Here is an 18,254-nt window from a genome sequence, read left to right as displayed (position 1 = left end):
TCAAATCATTAAGCCGCATAAACCGCTTGCCACATTGCATCTTGCACCGCCTGCACCCAATTTTCAGGCTGCTTGGTTGCCACGCCGTCTTTAACCGCTTGTTTGGTAACCGCTTCCGCCACCGTTGCCGAAGACGCACGCAAATTGTCCACAGGCGGCAACAATGACGCGCCCAAATCTTGTGGATTGACTTGGCTGGCAACCGCTTCCGCCGCCGCAAGCAACATACCATCGGTAACGTGTTTTGCGCCCGACACAATCACGCCCAAGCCCAAACCTGGGTAAAGCAAAGCATTATTGCCCTGACCAATCACATATTCCACGCCTTGATAAGACACAGGCGCAACAGGAATGCCCGTTGCAATCAATGCTTTACCATTTGACCAACGCACTGCGTCATCAGGCATTACTTCAATGCGTTCGGTAGGATTGGACAATGGCAACAAAATCGGACGCTCCACACCCGCACACAAGGCTTGAACCACAGGCTCGGTAAACGCGCCATGGTCGGTGGACGTGCCAATCAAAATGGTGGGCTTGACTTGTTTAACCACTTCCAACAAATTGATTTTGCCGTTGTCGCGTTGCCAAGCCGCAACTTCGCTGGCTAGACGAGCGTATTCTTGTTGGTAATCGGGCAAGTTTTCCATATCATCGGTTACCAAACCATTGATATCAATCAACCAAACGCATTTTTTCGCTTCTTCACGGCTCAATCCGTTGCATTCCATTGGCGTGCTGATTTGGTCTGCCATGCCTGTGCCAGCCGTGCCAGCACCGTACACCACAAGGCGTTGTTCGGCAAAAGTCTGCTTGGTTACTTTCAAACCTGAAATCACCGCCGCCATCACAATCGTGCCTGTTCCTTGCATATCATCGTTGAAAATGCGGTATTTTTCACGATTTTGCACCAAAATGCGACGCGCATTAGATGGCCCGAAATCTTCAAAATGCAACAAAGCGTTGGGGAGTAATTCCGAAGCGGTTTATAAATATGCCTGAATTAACGCATCGTAACGCTCGCCACGCACACGCGCATGACGGTTGCCCAAATAAGTGGGGTCGTTCAATAATTGCTCGTTATCCGTGCCAACGTCCAAATTCACGGCAATCGCGCGGCTGGGGTCAATGCTTGCCGCCGTATAAACCGCTAATTTTCCTACCGAAATATCCGTACCGTTCACGCCCCAGTCGCCAATCCCCAAAATTTCTTCGGCGTCGGAAACCACAATCAAATCCACATCATCAGCCCCCAAACCCAGCGTTTCAAATGACGCACGGATATGTTCAGGGTGATTGACATCTAAATACACGGCGTGGCTGCGGCGGTAATCACACGACCATTTTTTAATGGCTTCGCCCACCGTCGGGTCATACACCACAGGCAGCATTTCAGCCAAATGGTCGGTCAATAATTTGTAATACAACACTTCGTTGCGGTTGTGCAATTGGTCAAGAAAAATATATTTTTCAATATCTTACTCATAAGATGAAAATTGACGGTAAGCGCGCGGCTTGTTCGTCCAAAGTTTCCACCGCCACAGGCAAGCGACCAATCAAGCCGTATTGGGCGCGTTCTGCCAAGCTGAATGCCGTGTCTTTGTTGGTCAATGGATTTTTCATGATTTCTGGGGTATTCATCGGATTTTTCCTTATTTAATTAAGCATAATATGCAAAAACGGAATATTACATTCATCAATTACACAGCGCAAAGTATAGCCACAATAACAACTTTTAAAGTTGTTCTTTCGTATTGGTACGCCCTTAAAATTTCGCTTAAAAAGTTGATAATTAGACTATTTGAGTTGAGAAATTTTTATGCAACCTGCCATTTCATTGAATGCCCGCGAAGTCAATAAACGCATTGGCAAAACCATCGCCAAATACCACCAAAGTAGCGGTTTAACCCAAGAACAAGTTGCCGAAATCCTGCAAATCGGCAACGAAGCCGTTTCACGCATGGAACGCAGCATTGTCATGCCCAATGTCATGCGTTTAATGGAATTGGCGGAAATTTTCGGCTGCACCGCTTCGGATTTGATTGCTGAAAATAGCCCCAGAACATTTGACCAAACCCACCATGTTCACAAAATGATGAGCGATTTGCATGAAGATGACCGATTGTTGATGTTGCATTTTGTGGAGCGGTTTTCCACGCGCTTGAAACAAGGGCAGTTGTGAAAATTGGTAAAAAATGAGGGAAATTTGGCGGTTGAGGGAATGGGTTTTCAGGCTGCCTGAAAATTCTAGCTAAACAAATGCCGTTTGATGAACTCAAACGGCATTTTTATCATTCAAGCATTTTCTTAGCTTCTGCCTGTACTCAAGCCTGCCTTGCCATTTTCCCAAAGCGTTTTCGCCAACACTTTCCACGCCGACAATTCAGGATTAGGCGATTTTCCATTGCCAATCAATGCCATTTGCGCCATATACCAATCCATTTCCAGCACCGCGCCGACTTTGCTGTCCACCGCTTTACAGCCTGTCTGAATGCGGTGGGTGGTAATGGTTTGATAAGTGCCATTCTGAATTTTATTCGGCAAATCAGGCACTAACGCCAATGGACGCGCCACGCCCACAAAATCCAAATGCCCACTTTGCAACGCGTCATTCATTGCATTTTCCGAACGAAAACCGCCTGTAATAATCAACGGTACTTGGCTCACCGCACGAGCTTTTTCCGCATAATCCAAGAAAAAGGCTTCTCGTTTTTGGGTACTTTCTTTGGTGGATAACATTTCAGGACTTTCATAATTGCCACCTGAAATTTCAATAAAATCCATGCCTAACTCTGACATTTTTTGCACCACTTGAATGCTGTCGCTTTCGTCAAAACCGCCTTTTTGGAAATCCGCCGAATTGAGTTTCAAGCCGACCAAAAATTCAGGCTGCACCGCCGCACGAATGCCTTGATAAATTTCCACCAAAAAACGCATACGGCTTTCCAAGCTACCGCCCCATTTATCGTTACGGCGATTGTGATGCGGCGACAAAAATTGGCTAATTAAATAACCGTGTGCGCCGTGAATTTGCACACCGCTAAATCCAGCTTTTTCAGCGATTTGTGCCGTGTGAACAAATTGGCGGATAATCATCTCAATTTCATTGTCCGATAATTCTCGTGGCGGATTGATAAAACCGTCCATGCCTTGTAAGGCGACCGCACTTGGTGCAACAGGCGTTTGATTGACCACTTTAGGCGATTGTTTGCCTGCGTGATTGATTTGCATGATTAAAAGCGTGTCGTTTCGCGTGCCTGCTTTTGCCCATTTTTTCAGCATATCTAGGCTCCGCTCATCGCTTACGACCACATCATTGATTGAGCCTTTGCCCAATTGTGACACCATGACATTGCCCGTTACCAGTACGCCTGTACCGCCTTTTGCCCAAGTGTCGTACAGATTGACAAGCGTTTCGGTTGGCTGATTGGCTCTGGCAAGCTGTTCTTCCATTGCCGATTTAAAAAAGCGGTTTTTGGCAGTTTTGCCGTTTTTAAATTGAAAAGATTGAAATAACATAAGATGTTCCAATTAAGTTGAAAGGTTTAAAAATGTAAACATATGGATGAAAAAAAATTAAGATTGATTAGATTGGCAATGATGTTCCATTGCATAAACCAGTTGCTTTAATTTTTCAATTTCATCGTGCATAGCAATGCTATAAAAACGTTCTTTGCCGATTTGTTCTACGCTGACTGTGTTTGCCTGTAGCATAATTTTTAGATGGTGCGATACGGCAGGGCGTGATAAATGCACTTTTTCGGTGATTTCATTGACATTCATTTTGCCATTTTCCCATAATAAGTATAGGATTTTATGACGGTTTTCATCGGCAAGTACCGTAAAAAGCGGAATGCACTCTTTGAGTAAGTATAGGGTTTGCTTAGGCATTTTTGACCTTTTTTAGGTTGATAGGTTTAAAAATTTGAACTTATAATAACCCAAAACAACCCTAAAATAAAGTAATTTTTATGGTAATTTTGTAAACTGCTCATCGGCTGTCATTTTGGTATAGAAAAACAGCCCAAATATTTCATTTGAGCTGTTCATTCTGATCAAATCAAGCGCATTAGCCAAGCCAAATATTTGCAGCGATGATTTTGATAAAATTCTCAAGCAGCATCAGGCTGAATAACGCCGCCAAAAATGACAAATCAATCATGCCAAGATTCGGCACAAAACGGCGAAACGGCGCGACAATCGGCTCGGACAGCTGCATGATCACGCCGATCACCGCATGATTGATGTTCAAAAACATCACAAGCAAGCCGCACACCGCCGATGCAATCATCGTATAGCGCAGCATCTGCAAAAACTGCACAATGCCATTGACCGAACCCAAAAAGAACAGCTCCACAGGACTCATTGATTTGCCCATCGCCATCGCGCCGACAGTGATTTTGAGCAAATACAACAACAACAGCAGCACCACCGCTGCCGTACTGATGCGTCCGCGTGCAAGCGTCGGGAAAATACGCGCGAACATATCTACCACTTGGGTCAGCTGATAAGTGACTTTGGCAAAGGCATCGCGCCGATCGATCTCAGCAAGCTGAATCATAAAGCGCAAAAACAGCAGCAGCGACGCAAAATTAATCGCAGCAATGGCAAGTCCAAAAGGCAAGGCATTCGTCATGATCATCCGCCCAACTTATGCCTGCGACAACACAGCGCCTAGCTCGACACTGCGATCGCTGCACGCCTGCATCGCACGGGCAAATGCCGTGCCGACATCATCGCTGTATAGGCTTTCTAGTGCGGCAGCTGTCGTACCGCCTTTTGAAGTCACTTGCTCGCGCAATGTGGCAGGGTCTTGATCGATGGCAAGCGCGCCTGCACCGCTTAGGCTTTGTACTGCCAGCGCGTGCGCATCGCGTGGTGATAGCCCCATCTCGACAGCCTTGGCGATCATATTTTCCAAGACATAAAAGAAGTACGCAGGGGCAGAGCCTGCCACCGCCGTCACCGCGTGCAGTAGATTTTCATCAGCTACCCATGCGGTGATGCCTGATGCTTGCATGATCTTTTCTGCCATCGCGCGCTCATCGTCAGCGATGCCATCGGCGAACAGACCTGATGCGCCCAAGCCTTTTGACGCAGGCAAATTCGGCATACAGCGCACGATATTGCCATAGCCGCCTAACATCTCAGACAAAGTCGCCACCGACAATCCTGCAGCGATCGACAGCACCAACTGGCCAGACAAATGTGGTGCGACCGATGCCGCCACCGCGCGCATCACCTGCGGTTTGACCGCAAGCACCACGACATCCGCACCTGTGATGATACTATCGGCGTTCTCTGGGCTGACAGCACGCACGCCCTTGGCTGTAAACTGCGCCTGCTTATCAACATCAGTATCCGATACCGCAAGGCTGACAGCCACGCCCTGCTCGGCTTTTGCTTTTAATAAGCCGTCAATGATCGCGCCTGCCATGTTACCACCACCGATAAAAGCGATGGTTTTGCCATTTAATACACCAAAATCTTGAACCGCAGCCATATCAATTCCTTAAAAAATTCGCCTGTCATTTTGACAAAAAAACTTCACTCATTGTACACCATTGTCCCAATCGGTGCAAAATTATCCATCGTCACCTGCTCGCCTGTTGGCAGTCGCCATGCCATCATCGGTGCGATTAGCCAAGTTTCATCTTCGCCATCACCGCCATCAATCACCGCTTGCCACAGATGTGTGCGCAGCCACGGTGGTAGGCGCAGTTTTTGTGCCAGTTTTTTGCCTTTATAACTGTGCTTGCCAATGGTGATAGACATCATGCGACTAACTGGCACAAGTGATTTGATGGGTTTATTGGTATTAAATACAAGATGGCATTGCTCATCATTGATCAGCTGCCAATGCCATCCATCACAGCTTGACATCGGCGCGTCATCACCCTTGGCAGTACTGGTAAAAAGCCGCCAAACATCCGCGCGATAACGATATAGATAATCATCATAACGGCAAATCACATAAGCATGACGCTTGCCTTGCCATAGGATTTGGCTTTCATGATCATTATCTGCACGATTAAGTAGCGATAGCACGCTTTGGGTCGTCGCAAAGCTTGGCGGCAGCGGCTCATCGCCCTGTAGCCACTGATGCAGGCTTGATGACTGAGCGGATTTGGGAAGCTGATTAAATGTAGCGATGTTAAGCACGCTTTGATAAGGCAGATGAGCTGTGGTAAAACTTGCCACAGACTCAGCCACGCTCTCCGCTTGCCAATCGGCAGTCTGCGCAAGCAGCTGTGCTGAGCGCGCGATATTATCAATGGCTTTGGGGTTGATGCTTTGTAAAATCGGTAAAACTTGCGCGCGTAGTATACCACGCACAAATGCCGCATCGGTATTGGTCGCATCATCAACAAAGGGTAGCTGATGCGCGCGTGCAAACTGGGTAATCACATCACGCGATACACCAAGCCAAGGTCGCCACAGGCTGATGGTCTTATTTGAATGCTCGTCAATAGCAATGGTCTTATCTTGCCATATTTTCATCGCTGATAAACCCTGCACGCCTGCGCCATCAATCAGCCGCATCAGCACCGTCTCAGCCTGATCATTGGCATGATGGGCAAGTAATAACACACCACCATCAATCATCACTGTAGCAAAGGCTTGGTATCGCGCGCTGCGCGCTGCTGTTTCGCTGTTTTTGGGTAAATTTACTCGCAAAATCCGACAGTCAAAGCCATATTCCACCGCCCAATTCGCCACCAAATCCGCCCAATCATCATTGGCACTTTGCCAACCGTGATGCACATGCAAGAGTATCGGCAAGCGCGCTATCTGCCCTGCTGTGTACAGCTGATGACAAGCAAATGCCAATGCCAAAGAATCTCGCCCACCGCTACAAGCAAGGTACAGCGGCGTATCTGCCAGTTGGTCTTTGGCAGTATCAAAGGCAGTTGATAGCGTCTGGATAAGGGTGCTTGGCATAAGATATAATCATCAAACAAAAAGGGCAGAAAAATTTTCCACCCTAATTGTAGCAAATTTATTCACCCAATGCTTATAAAGATACTTTTGAATTATACTGCATCAAGCGGTCATAGCGTCGCTGTAGTAATTCATCTTTTGGCAGTTGTTCAAGTTCGGCAAGCTGCGTAGTCAATAGCTCCTTTAGCGCTGTCATCACAGGCTCTGGCGCTTCGTGCGCGCCCACGCCTTCGGAGATCACTTCATCAATCAGACCCAGCTGATGTAGGTTCACCGCATTTAGTTTCAAGGCTTCTGATGCTGTTGGGGCTTTTTCGGCAGTTTTCCACAGGATAGATGCACAGCCTTCTGGCGAGATCACCGAATAGATGCTGTTTTCTAGCATATTGACGCGGTCTGCCACGCCGATAGCAAGCGCGCCACCTGAGCCACCTTCACCGATGACGGTGGCGATCACGGGCGTGCCAAGGCTTGAAAATACTGCGATGCTCTTGGCGATGGCTTCGGCTTGACCGCGCTCTTCTGCACCCACACCGGGGTATGCGCCTTGGGTGTCGATGAAAGTAAATACAGGCAAGCCAAATCGCTCAGCCATCTGCACCAAGCGAATGATTTTGCGATAGCCTTCTGGATTTGCCATGCCGAAATTATGAGCGATACGCTCACGCGTGCTGCGGCCACGGTGCTGACCGACGACCATCACAGGCTGACCGTTAAAGCGCGCCAAACCACCGATAATCGCGCGATCATCAGCAAAAGCACGATCACCGTGCAGCTCGTCAAACTCGGTAAACAAGGCATCCACATAGTCCAAGAACAAAGGACGCTTAGCATGGCGTGCCAACTGCACACTTTCCCAAACTGTATTCATATTCCACTCTAAAAATTGTACAAATGTAAACTAAGATTTAGTTTAGCATTTTTTTGTTGGCTCGTCATCTGATTTTTGTGAAATTTTGCACATTTGCTTGGACAAGCCCAAGTAAAAATCACACAAGACTAGGCGGCGAGCCGCAGATAGTATCATGAATACAGCAAGGCGAGCCAACGAAGTATCGTGTGATTTTGGCTGGGTTTACGCAAAGCTATTCGACACCACTTCCAACACCACACCCCACTTAGCGAACTGCGGCGCGTCCTGCTCAAGCTGTGTGGCGATCAGCTCTTCATGCAGACCAAAGCCGACCGTCACCTGCCAATGATCAGGCTCGATGATGGCAAGGTCAATCGCTGCCGCCTTAGTAGTGCGCGACTGGCTCGACTGCGCCGCCAAGCGCAAAATCAAGCACAGATAAGCAAGCTTACGACCGCCAAGATTTTCCACCACTTCAAGGCTGTCTGACTTAAGCTTACGGCGGTGATGTAGCACCAACTGCGCCATCATCGCCTGCCCAATCTGCGAAAAACCTGCGATGTCTGAGTGCTCAAGCAAATAAGCACTGTGGCGTTGGTAGTTGCTATGACCGACCGCAAGACCGATCTCGAACAAATTCGCCGCACGGCGCAGCAGATCGGCATCTTCTTTACTAAAGCCAAGCTCGTCTTTGACATCATCAAACAATCGCGCCGCACGCGTCATCACGCGCCCTGCTTGCTTGACATCGACCGAGTAGCGTTCGGCAAGCGCCGCCACCGAGCGATCGCGCACATCTTCTGAGTTTAGCCGACCTAGCATATCATACATCACGCCTTCACGCAGCGCACCATCAGAATAGCCAAGCTCGCTGATCTCTAGCGTCTGCATGATGGCAAGCAGCTCAGCCACGCCTGCAGGGAAGACCGCTTGACGATGGGCTTTGACACCTTCAAATTCGATCTTGTCAATTGAGCCGAGTTTGATTAAGTGTTTTTTTAGCTTAAGCATACCTTCAAGCGTGATGCTATCACCACTAAAGCCCAATTCTTCGAGCACCAAGCGTGCCGCCTTGATCGTACCTGATGAACCGATGGCATTATCCCAGCCGACTTTTTTGTAGCGTTTGGCAATGGCAAGCAGCTCGGTTTGGGTGTGTTTGGCGGCTTGTTCAAAGGCTTTTTCGGTGATTTTCCCATCAGCAAAAAACTTCTTGGTATAAGCCACACAGCCCATTTGTAAGCTTTCCATCTCAATCGGCTCAAAGCCTTGACCGATGATGAACTCAGTTGAGCCACCACCAATGTCGATGACCAGACGCGTATCGGTACTGGCATTCGAGTGCGACACACCCAGATAAATCAAGCGCGCTTCTTCACGACCTGCGATGATTTCGATTGGCTTTGGCAGTACAGCATTGGCACGGCGGATGAACTCTTGGGCATTGACCGCCTTTCGCAGCGCATTGGTAGCGACGATACGCAGACGCGCAGGATGTACTTCGGTGACGTGCTGAGCAAAGCGATGCAAACAGTCTAGACCCCGCTGAATAGCTTCTTCACTCAAGACATTATTCTCATCAAGACCTGCCGCCAGCTGTACTTTTTCAGAAATCGATGCCACTTTTCGCACTTCGCCATGATCAAGGCGCGCGATGGCAAGATGAAAGCTGTTCGAACCCAAATCAATCGCGCCCAGCAGCTCATCTCGACCAATGGCAGCCGCACTGGTGATGGCACTGGCGATTTGTTGGTGGCGCGCTGTGGTATCAGGAAAAATTGACTGCATGATAAAGCCTTAAAATTTTTGTGGATATAATTTTCATTCTACTGCGAGCGTGGTGCGAACTCAAGCCAATTTTGGCAAAGTTTCTATACCGTCACTCGCTTTATCTTTGTGAATAATTTACGGTAAAAGCCCAAATTTGTCTATTGATTTTTGGTAATGCTGATTAAAAAGCACTCACTTTGCCTGCACCAATGTTAATACCGTCTCAGGCAATAAATCTGCAAAATCAGACGGAACAGGCGCAGTGTAATGGCGTGGGCGCGCATCATTGCCATCATCGGTATTTGCATTGTGATCATCTGCCAAAGTCAGCTGCCATGCGTGCAGGCATAAGCGCTTGACCTGTGGCGCGTTTTTATCCATCTGATATTTATCATCGCCAAGCAAAGCGTGCCCGATATACGCCATATGCACGCGTATCTGATGCGTACGACCTGTGGCAGGCATCGCAAGCACAAGACTGACTGGCTGACCGTCTAGCTCAAATCGTGCCAAGACTTTGATTCGAGTCAGGCTTGCTTTGGCGACTTCTTCGCCGTGTGCTGTACCGACCTTTGCCACTTTGACACGGCGTTCGCCATTATCAAGCGTATAGCGCAGCAACGGCACATCGATGGTTTGGCTGTCTGATTTGACAAAGCCATTGACCACGCACAGATATTGCTTGTGGATGGTTTTTTGGCGAAATTGCTCTTGTAAGTGCTTGAGTGTGCTGCGTTTTTTGGCTATCAAAAGCAAGCCTGAGGTATCTTTATCAATGCGATGCACCAGCTCTAAATACTTCTTACCCATCGCCACGCGCATCGCTTCGATCACGCCAAAGCTCTCACCGCTGCCGCCATGCACCGCCATGCCAAAGGGTTTATTAAGCACAATCAAGCCATCATCTTCATGCACCACGCGTACCGCCAAACCCTTGGCAAACTCATCACTGATCACCACATCTTCACGCACCGCCAAGCGAATCGGCGCAACGCGCACCACATCCCCTGCATAGATCTTATCATACGCCTTGCAGCGCTTGCCATTGATGCGCACTTCATCAGAGCGAATCAGCTTATACAGGTGCGAGCGCGGCAAGCCCTTTAAGCGCGCTAATAGAAAATTATCAATGCGCTGCCCGTCTTGGTTGGCAGTCACGGTGATGAAGTTAACTCGCCCAAAATCACTGATCGCAACATCGGCAGATTGCTCGGCTTTTTTCTTAGGTGCAGTTTTATTGGATTGAGCAGTGATCGATTTGGCGGTCGATTTACCATGGGTGCTGGCTGAAAATTTGCCTTGATGTGTGCTTTTTTTGGTGAAATGACGCGAATTGGGCGCAGTTTTGGCGGTTTTTTGTAAATTTTTCATGGTTTTGTCAAATTTTTGTAGGCGTTTGGCAAAAGATTTGGTATAGTTTAGCATGTTGCAACCCGTATGCGGGGAATTTTTGTCATCTGAACAAAATTTCACCCGAAAAATGTGCAAATCCCTGAGCAAGTTTTTCACGCAGTTGTCATTCTGTTTATTAAATTTGGATAAATTTATCAATTAATATAATTTATCAGATGACAAGTTGAAAATCGGCACGCATAGGCAAGTTGTTTGGTAAAGTTTCGATCTTTTTTTAAGACGACTTATGATACCCATTGCCAGTTTATCAGTGCAAAATTTACACAGTGTAAAACGCCCATATTTGCCCTGCAACCGCCAAATAATTTAGCTAAGCTAATAAGCTTAACATAAGCGAATAACGCGCAACTTCGGTATTTTTTGCCGTAGAAGATTTGACAAGCGTGATGGCCGTCATTGGACACTTTCATTGAGACGCATCACAATCTGCTTGGACTTGTTGAGTACCACTGGTTCAAAAGCACAAGACAAACTCTGCTTTTGCAAGGTAAACCCCAGTCGGCTCAAGCCTTACAACGATATTTTTCCTGCATTGGTGCAAGCAATACAGGTGATCATCTACTAAGTTGTAGATGATGTGTAATGACAGTACCGCTATGCCATCTTTATAGTGCTGCGCCTTTTGCAGTCGATGGATGGATATTTAGCATAACTTATAAATCTTTGGAAAATACCGATGTTGCTTAACTTGGGCAGCTGCCCTTATAAGGAACATCATGAAACGCATTTTAATCAACGCCACGCACAACGAAGAAATTCGTGTGGCACTGTGCAAAGACAATCACCTGTACGATTTCGACCTAGAAAATCGTACGCGTGAGCAGAAAAAAGCCAACATCTACAAAGGACACATCACCCGTGTCGAGCCGTCGCTAGAAGCGGCGTTTGTCGAGTATGGTTCTGCGCGCCAAGGCTTTTTGCCCCTACGAGAAATCGCCAGCGAATATCTGCATGGCAATCTCCGCGAAGACAACATCAAACAGCTGATCAAAGAAGGCGATGAAGTCATCGTTCAAGTCGAAAAAGAAGAGCGCGGCAACAAAGGCGCAGCGTTATCGACTTTTATCTCGCTTGCTGGTCGCTATCTGGTATTGATGCCAAACAACGCCAAAGCAGGCGGTATCAGCCGTCAGATCTCAGGCAAAGTCCGCGAAGAGATGAAACAAATCATCGCAGGGCTAAACCTACCAAAAGGCATGAGCGTCATCGTGCGCACTGCAGGTCTTGGCAAGGGTGCTGAAGATCTACAAAACGACCTTGATCATCTGCTGGACATCTGGAAATCCATCCAAGAACAAAACAAAAACCGCCCAAGCCCTTGCCTTGTCCACCAAGAAGCGGGCGTGGTGACGCGTGCGGTGCGCGACTATCTGCGCGATGACATCGGCGAAGTGTGGATCGACAGCGAAAATGCTTACAACGAAGCGGCGAACTTCATCAGCGCGGTGATGCCAGCTCAGATGAGCAAACTGCGTAAATACACTGAGTATGAGCCGATGTTTGCACGCTTTGGCATCGAACGCCAAATCGAAACCGCCTATCAGCGCGAAGTGCGTCTGCCATCAGGAGGCTCGATCGTCATCGATCAGACCGAAGCTTTGGTGTCGATCGACATCAACTCATCAAAATCCACCAAAGGCTCGGATGTCGCCGAGACCGCTTATCATACTAACCTAGAAGCGGCCGATGAGATCGCGCGTCAGCTGCGTCTGCGTGATATGGGCGGCTTGATCGTCATTGACTTTATTGACATGAACGATCCGCGCCACCAAAAAGATGTCGAAAAACGCTTGGTCGAAGCCACGCGCCATGACCGTGCGCGCGTGCAGTTTGCTGAGATCAGTAAATTTGGCCTGATGGAAATGAGCCGCCAACGCCTGCGCCCATCGTTAGAAGAAGCCACAGGTTACATCTGCCCACGCTGTCATGGCAATGGTATGATCCGCGATTTGCGCTCATTATCACTATCAATCATGCGCCAAATCGAACAAATCGCTCTAAAAGAACGCATGGGTGAAATCCAAGCTGAAGTACCGACCGACATTGCGGCATTCTTATTGAATGAAAAACGCGAAAGCTTGGTGTATCTAGAGCAAGACAGTGGCGCGCGCATCACTATCTTGCCGCATGCACACCTAGAAAGCCCGAATTTCAGCCTGCATTTCAATCCTGACGGCTTTGCCCCATCAAGCTATGAGCGCATCGCCGATACCGAAGAAAAAGAAACTGTTGATCGTGGCTATGAAGTCAATTGGCAAAGCGATAATGATGGCAAGGATGGCGCACGCTGGCACAAAGCAAGCGACAAAGGTGATAAAAAAGCCGCCAAAGCCGAGCCAGAGCAAGCCAAACCAACCAAGACAGAACCACAAGCTGTGGCATGGCTGTCAAATCTATTCGCACCAAAACCACAAGCCCAACTGGCCGGCAGCCTAGGCACGACCGATGCTGCGTCTGCCATCGAAGCCTTGGTCAATAGTGGTGGTGTCAGCCTAGGCGCAGCAGGCAATATCAATGCCATCATCGAAACTGCCACGCAGCCTGAAAAAGAAGCGCGCAGCCACGATGACCGCCGCAAAAAACCTAAGCACAAAAAAGAAGTTGAAGAAAAAGACACCGCTGAGAAAGTAGAAAAGGCAGAAAAAACCGACCGCAAAGCCAAAAAGGATAAGCCAACCGAGCAACATCCTAAGCGCGAAGCAGGCTCACGCCGCGAGTCACGTGGTGAAATCGCACGCGGCGAGACCCTAACCGCTAAGAGCGACAAGCATGATAAAGCAGACAAAGCAGAGAAAAAAGAGCGCACCGATAAGCCAAAAGCGGACAAGGCAGAACGCCCTGCACGCCAAAAGCCAAGCGATCCAAATGAAGTCGTGCTTCATGTCAGCGCCACCAAAGAAGAAGCGGTAGCAACGCAAGTGGTGCATCTGTCACTTGATGGCAGTAAGCCAAAAAAAGCACGCACTAAGGCGGACAAGACTGAGCATAAAGCTGAGAAAACCGAACATCCAAATGATACTGTCAAGTCTGCCACAGCTGATGTAGTAGATGCAGCAGTCAGCGAATCTGTGCAAGAATCAGTACAAGATGCACCAATCCAAAGCACTGCTGATACCGCACCTGTCACTGTGCTTGATAGCGATAACGAAGCTGTAGCTAAGCCTGAAGCTATCGAGCCTACACCAGTGGCTGACGCTGCGCCTGCGGCAGAGCCTAAACCTGCAATCGATCCTGTATTGAGCGCACGCATCGCAGCACTTGCCAAAGAGATGAACAAGGCAGTGAACGATCCACGCGTTGTGCAAGCAGCCCTGCAAGCCCCTGCAGCACCAATTCGCGGCACAGCAGGTGAGTTCATCGCAAGTGTCTTGGGTGCTAATGCCAGCGGTCAATTCGTCGCTGATTTCATCGCTGCAGTCGCAAAATCACAAGGCGCGACCACCGCCCTTGACTTCGGCAGCTACTTTAGCAACTATGGTTATGCGCCGATGACAGATGTCGCCAAGGCAGAGTTTGACAAGCTGACCCAAGCGGACGCGCAAGCATCTGCCCCACAAGGCAAAACTGCTGTCGCACCGCGTCCGATCGCGCGCCGTGCTGCCAATGACCCACGCGGTCAACATCCTGATTTCATCGAGCCAAGCGACATGGCAGCCGATGAAGTCGCGGAAGTGGTAGCTACTGATACCGCTGTAGAAACTGTGGCGGATTATCCTACCAAAACTGCTGAAACTAGTACCCAAGCTGTGGAAGCAGTCAGCCAGACTGATAATAGCGAAACCGCTGAAACGGTCGGTGAAACGGTTGTACACTTAGTCGATGATGCCATCGATGTCGCAAAACTCACCGCCGAGCAGGTCTCAGATACCGTCAGCGAAGTGGTGAGTGAGACTTTGGATAATGTCGCTACCATCGCAACTGCTGCTATGGATCTGTTCGCCCATCTAGGTGATGATAATGCAGCAGCTGAAGCCATTGCGACTGATGCTGTAGAAACTGAGCCGACACGCAGTGATGTTCAAGTAGAAACGGTTGAAGCCACTGAAACTCAAGCTGTAGAGATTACCGAAACTACAGAAAATAGCGAAGCGCTAGAGATCACCGAAACCACTGAGCAAGCTGAGAAAAAGGTCAGTCAGATCAAAGAAATCACCGCCGAACAAAAGGCGGAGAAAAAATCTAAGGCAAGCAGCTACAAAGACATGATCGAAAATGTCGCTGGTCAGCTGCAGCCACAGGTTGGTATTCTAAACCTAATGACCGCCAAAGCACCAAAGACCCCAAAAGCTCCGAAAACGCGCACACCGCGCAAACCGAGCAAAAAACCAAAGGTCGAAGTGCGTAAAATCAGCAAAACCACCGAAACTGCTGAGCCGACTGATACTTCTGAATAAGTAGCTGATGGTCAGTAATAAAAATTCGCCAAAGTTGTCATTTTGGCGAATTTTTTGACAATAATTGATAAAAACATAAAAAATACCACAGTAAATGAACCAACCCCAATTCTTAGACACTAAGATTAGCGGTTAAGGTTTAATCAAGGACTGAGTTCTGTACTGTACAGGACTCAGTCCTTTTAATTTTACTTTTATTCTATCATGATTGTGGTAGTGAATGTATTCATCAATCACTTGTCTAAGTTCATCTGGTGAAGCAAATTTAGTTTTCTCATAAAATATCTCTTCTTTTAATGTCCCAAAGAAACTCTCTATCACAGCATTATCCAAGCAATTTCCGCATCAGACATACTTTGGATAATGCCATTGTCTTTTAAGCTTTGTTGGTAGCACTTCATTTGATAATGCCAGCCTTGGTCAGAATGCAAGATGGGCTTATTGTCATCTGTCAGTGTTGTTATGGCTTGGTTTAGCATCTCTTGTACCAACTCATAAGTCGGTCTGTCTTTGATGCTATAGCTGATAATCTCACCGTTATATAAATCAATGATGGGTGATAAGTAAAGCTTCTTTGTATTACCTTGCTCATTCACCACTTTAAACTCAGTCACATCCGTTACCCATTTATGATTAGGTTTGTCTGCTTTAAAATTACGGTTTAAGACATGATCAGCGATTTTGCCTACTTGTCCACGGTAAGTGCTGTATTTGCTTCGCTTGCGACTGTACCGGTCAACTATTTTCAAACAACCCCTAAGAGGGTTTTGTTAAAAAACTGTCGTTCTTTTTCGACAGGGCTTAGGTAGTTATTAAAGCTGTGGGGTCTGAGTTGACTGTCATAGCCAAGGATATAATTTACCACATCTACTTTTGCTTCTTGGATATTCTCATAGCCATGTTTTGGCATCCATTCGGTTTTAAAACTTCGAAAGAATCTTTCTGTTGGTGCATTATCCCAACAGTTGCCTTTTCTGCTCATACTGTGTGTCATCTTACATCTAGCAATAGTATCAGCAAAGGTGCGACTGGTGTAATGAGATCCTTGATCTGAATGAAATAACACACCGGTTGGTTGAAAGCGTATGGTATAAGCCATAGCCAATGCTTTGGTGGTCAACTCACTGTTTGGGCGATCACTCATGGCAAAGCCAATGATGTGTCTGGCATATAAATCCATCACCACTGCCAAATAACAAAATCCTGCTTTGGTGTGAATATACGTCACATCCGATACCCATACTTGATTGGGTGCAGCTGGTGCAAACTGCCGTTTAAGCAAGTTGTCATGCACTGTATGGGCTTGATCAGCCATACGATAGCGATGCTTGATGCTTTGACGACTGATGAGTCCTTGTGCTCTCATCAATTGACGTGCTTTATAGCGTGTCAGTTTAATCTGATGCGCACGGCTAACCATAGCAGCAATACTTCTAGATCCTGCTGATCCTTTAGAGCAATCAAAGGCTTGTTTTACCCATAAGCGTAGCTCAATCTCTTTGCGTGTTGGTAGTTTTGGTTTTTGCTTGACATAATAAGTACTTCGGCAAATACCAAATAACTGACACAGCTTTGCTTTACTGATGCTGTATTGCCCCATCAATTGCTCTATTAGCGGGATAGTAAGCTGTCTTGAGCTAATAGAGCGGATGCCTTTTTTAAAATATCTCGCTCAAGTCTTAGCTGGGCATTTTCTTTACGAAGACGCTCAAGCTCTCGTTGTTCTGGTGTTAGGGCATGACCTGTGGCTAATGGCTTGCCTTGAAGTTCAAGACGATAACGCTTAAGCCAGTTTTCTAAAGTCGATTTACCGATATCATATTGCTTAGCAACATCAACAACACGCTGATTTTGTTCTTCAATGAGTTTGACCATTTCTAGTTTAAATTCGCTGCTGTACTGCTTACGCTGTTTTGTCATGAGAGATTGCTCCTAGTTTGGGGTAGTATAACCTCTTATGGGGTGTCTGGGAATATTGTACCGGTGCAGGGAGTAGAAGGAACAAGGACAACCCTAAACCTATTAACGCCTTGGCGTACCATCAACCATCAAAAACCCCAGATGTTAATCTGGGGTCGTCTTGTGTAATGTAGAGACTTCAAGTATTAGCCTTAAGGGGTATTCCGTTCTTACAAAACCGAATTTGGTGTAATATTCCGCAAGTTTCTCATCTTTAGCATCAACCACAACAAACACAATGCCTGTATCTTGGCTAAGCTTGGTAATCTTCTGTAGCGCATGAGTAAGCAGCATCTTGGAAAATCCTTGACCTTGATGATTGAGAGACACACCAATTCTACCAATCAAAATCGCAGGCACTGTATTGGGATAATGCTTGCTTTTTATATTGATCATCAGATTGGATAGGGTATAAAACCCGATGATTTCCGATCCTTGCGCCAATACATGAACTTTAGAGATGCCTTTTTTATGGTGCTGACCAGCCAAGCGGTGTAAATAAGAATTGATCTGCACATTGCCACAATCAAAACTCTGTCTATCATGATGTTTATTTAAATGCTCAAACTGCATCAAGTCAAATCCTTAACACCAAGATTGGTATGCATGAGTTCTTGAAGTGCAGGCGTGGGTTCTCTTGGGTTTTCCATAAGATCTTGCATTAATGCTTTATCGGCATCGCTTGGATCCCAATAAAGCTGACTGTTAATCAACTCTAGGGATTTTTCATAAGCCAATGTCATCATGAAATGGCTAATACTTACACCCATCATAGAACACGCCTGTTCTACAGTGCTTTTGGCGTGGGGCGTTGTGCGAATGTTAATTCTTGCTGATGATCGCATGACTTTGTTTCCTTTGTATATTGTGCGTCTGTCATGCGTACAATCTAACATAGTGAACATAAATTATCAACCTTGTTT

The 18,254-nt window shown here is 47.2% G+C and carries 17 protein-coding genes and 1 pseudogene; 2 read left to right on the top strand and 16 right to left on the bottom strand.

Annotated elements, in window-relative coordinates; genetic code table 11:
* Nucleotides 1–8 precede the first annotated feature (8 nt).
* From maeA to NGM44_RS06855, 3 genes are read right to left on the bottom strand one after another with little or no spacing between them, the layout of a single operon-like run.
* On the bottom strand, nucleotides 9–956 hold the full coding sequence (gene maeA, locus NGM44_RS06865) for an oxaloacetate-decarboxylating malate dehydrogenase (protein WP_253222993.1): 948 nt from the start codon (nucleotides 954–956) through the stop codon (nucleotides 9–11).
* A gap of 30 nt (nucleotides 957–986) precedes the next feature.
* On the bottom strand, nucleotides 987–1,427 hold the full coding sequence (locus tag NGM44_RS06860) for a hypothetical protein (RefSeq protein ID WP_253222992.1): 441 nt from the start codon (nucleotides 1,425–1,427) through the stop codon (nucleotides 987–989).
* 55 nt (nucleotides 1,428–1,482) lie between these two features.
* The gene (locus NGM44_RS06855; RefSeq protein WP_253222991.1) at nucleotides 1,483–1,641 is read right to left on the bottom strand and encodes a hypothetical protein; all 159 of its coding nucleotides are present in this window, start codon (nucleotides 1,639–1,641) and stop codon (nucleotides 1,483–1,485) included.
* A gap of 178 nt (nucleotides 1,642–1,819) precedes the next feature.
* Between NGM44_RS06855 and NGM44_RS06850 the strand changes: the two genes are divergently transcribed.
* Nucleotides 1,820–2,182, top strand: a complete 363-nt coding sequence (locus NGM44_RS06850) for a helix-turn-helix domain-containing protein (RefSeq protein ID WP_253222990.1) — start codon at nucleotides 1,820–1,822, stop codon at nucleotides 2,180–2,182.
* 125 nt (nucleotides 2,183–2,307) lie between these two features.
* Here NGM44_RS06850 and NGM44_RS06845 read toward each other — a convergent pair whose 3' ends face one another.
* From NGM44_RS06845 to NGM44_RS06810, 8 genes are all read right to left on the bottom strand, one after another.
* Complete coding sequence (locus NGM44_RS06845) at nucleotides 2,308–3,519, bottom strand: NADH:flavin oxidoreductase/NADH oxidase family protein (protein WP_253222989.1); 1,212 nt, start codon at nucleotides 3,517–3,519, stop codon at nucleotides 2,308–2,310.
* Between the two features lie 57 nt (nucleotides 3,520–3,576).
* A complete protein-coding gene (locus tag NGM44_RS06840; protein WP_253222988.1) occupies nucleotides 3,577–3,891 on the bottom strand; it encodes a helix-turn-helix transcriptional regulator in 315 nt (104 codons plus the stop codon).
* Nucleotides 3,892–4,069: 178 nt separating this feature from the next.
* Entirely contained in the window at nucleotides 4,070–4,636 is a 567-nt protein-coding gene (locus NGM44_RS06835) for a YggT family protein (RefSeq protein ID WP_253222987.1), read from the bottom strand.
* A gap of 15 nt (nucleotides 4,637–4,651) precedes the next feature.
* Complete coding sequence (proC, locus tag NGM44_RS06830; protein WP_253222986.1) at nucleotides 4,652–5,503, bottom strand: pyrroline-5-carboxylate reductase; 852 nt, start codon at nucleotides 5,501–5,503, stop codon at nucleotides 4,652–4,654.
* 44 nt (nucleotides 5,504–5,547) lie between these two features.
* The gene (tilS, locus tag NGM44_RS06825; protein WP_253222985.1) at nucleotides 5,548–6,942 is read right to left on the bottom strand and encodes a tRNA lysidine(34) synthetase TilS; all 1,395 of its coding nucleotides are present in this window, start codon (nucleotides 6,940–6,942) and stop codon (nucleotides 5,548–5,550) included.
* Nucleotides 6,943–7,015: 73 nt separating this feature from the next.
* Nucleotides 7,016–7,813 carry an acetyl-CoA carboxylase carboxyltransferase subunit alpha gene (locus tag NGM44_RS06820; RefSeq protein ID WP_253222984.1) on the bottom strand — a complete coding sequence of 266 codons (798 nt, stop codon included), beginning with the start codon at nucleotides 7,811–7,813 and terminating at the stop codon, nucleotides 7,016–7,018.
* A gap of 204 nt (nucleotides 7,814–8,017) precedes the next feature.
* A complete protein-coding gene (gene ppx / locus NGM44_RS06815; protein WP_253222983.1) occupies nucleotides 8,018–9,583 on the bottom strand; it encodes an exopolyphosphatase in 1,566 nt (521 codons plus the stop codon).
* A gap of 174 nt (nucleotides 9,584–9,757) precedes the next feature.
* A complete protein-coding gene (locus tag NGM44_RS06810; RefSeq protein WP_253222982.1) occupies nucleotides 9,758–10,990 on the bottom strand; it encodes an RluA family pseudouridine synthase in 1,233 nt (410 codons plus the stop codon).
* Nucleotides 10,991–11,694: 704 nt separating this feature from the next.
* On the opposite strand from NGM44_RS06810, the gene NGM44_RS06805 reads away from it, so the two are divergent.
* Complete coding sequence (locus NGM44_RS06805) at nucleotides 11,695–15,372, top strand: Rne/Rng family ribonuclease (protein ID WP_253222981.1); 3,678 nt, start codon at nucleotides 11,695–11,697, stop codon at nucleotides 15,370–15,372.
* A gap of 132 nt (nucleotides 15,373–15,504) precedes the next feature.
* Here the strand turns inward: NGM44_RS06805 and NGM44_RS06800 are convergent.
* The 5 genes and pseudogenes from NGM44_RS06800 to NGM44_RS06780 form a co-directional block, all read right to left on the bottom strand.
* Nucleotides 15,505–16,088, bottom strand: a pseudogene (locus NGM44_RS06800) (IS3 family transposase); the annotation flags it as partial.
* 29 nt (nucleotides 16,089–16,117) lie between these two features.
* The gene (locus NGM44_RS06795; protein ID WP_305884161.1) at nucleotides 16,118–16,984 is read right to left on the bottom strand and encodes an IS3 family transposase; all 867 of its coding nucleotides are present in this window, start codon (nucleotides 16,982–16,984) and stop codon (nucleotides 16,118–16,120) included.
* Nucleotides 16,984–17,292 carry a transposase gene (locus NGM44_RS06790; protein ID WP_103034747.1) on the bottom strand — a complete coding sequence of 103 codons (309 nt, stop codon included), beginning with the start codon at nucleotides 17,290–17,292 and terminating at the stop codon, nucleotides 16,984–16,986. The genes NGM44_RS06795 and NGM44_RS06790 overlap by 1 nt, the downstream gene beginning before the upstream one ends.
* Nucleotides 17,293–17,436: 144 nt before the next feature.
* Nucleotides 17,437–17,904: a GNAT family N-acetyltransferase gene (locus NGM44_RS06785; protein WP_253222979.1), complete on the bottom strand. Its 468-nt coding sequence runs from the start codon at nucleotides 17,902–17,904 to the stop codon at nucleotides 17,437–17,439.
* Nucleotides 17,904–18,176 carry a DUF1778 domain-containing protein gene (locus tag NGM44_RS06780; RefSeq protein WP_253222978.1) on the bottom strand — a complete coding sequence of 91 codons (273 nt, stop codon included), beginning with the start codon at nucleotides 18,174–18,176 and terminating at the stop codon, nucleotides 17,904–17,906. The genes NGM44_RS06785 and NGM44_RS06780 overlap by 1 nt, the downstream gene beginning before the upstream one ends.
* Between the last annotated feature and the right edge of the window lie 78 nt (nucleotides 18,177–18,254).

Origin of the sequence: Moraxella sp. FZFQ2102, from assembly GCF_024137865.1 — a bacterium.
Taxonomy (GTDB): Bacteria; Pseudomonadota; Gammaproteobacteria; order Pseudomonadales; family Moraxellaceae; genus Moraxella.
The sequence above is the reverse complement of the archived record's forward strand: the minus strand, read 5'-3'. Positions and strand labels throughout refer to the sequence as shown.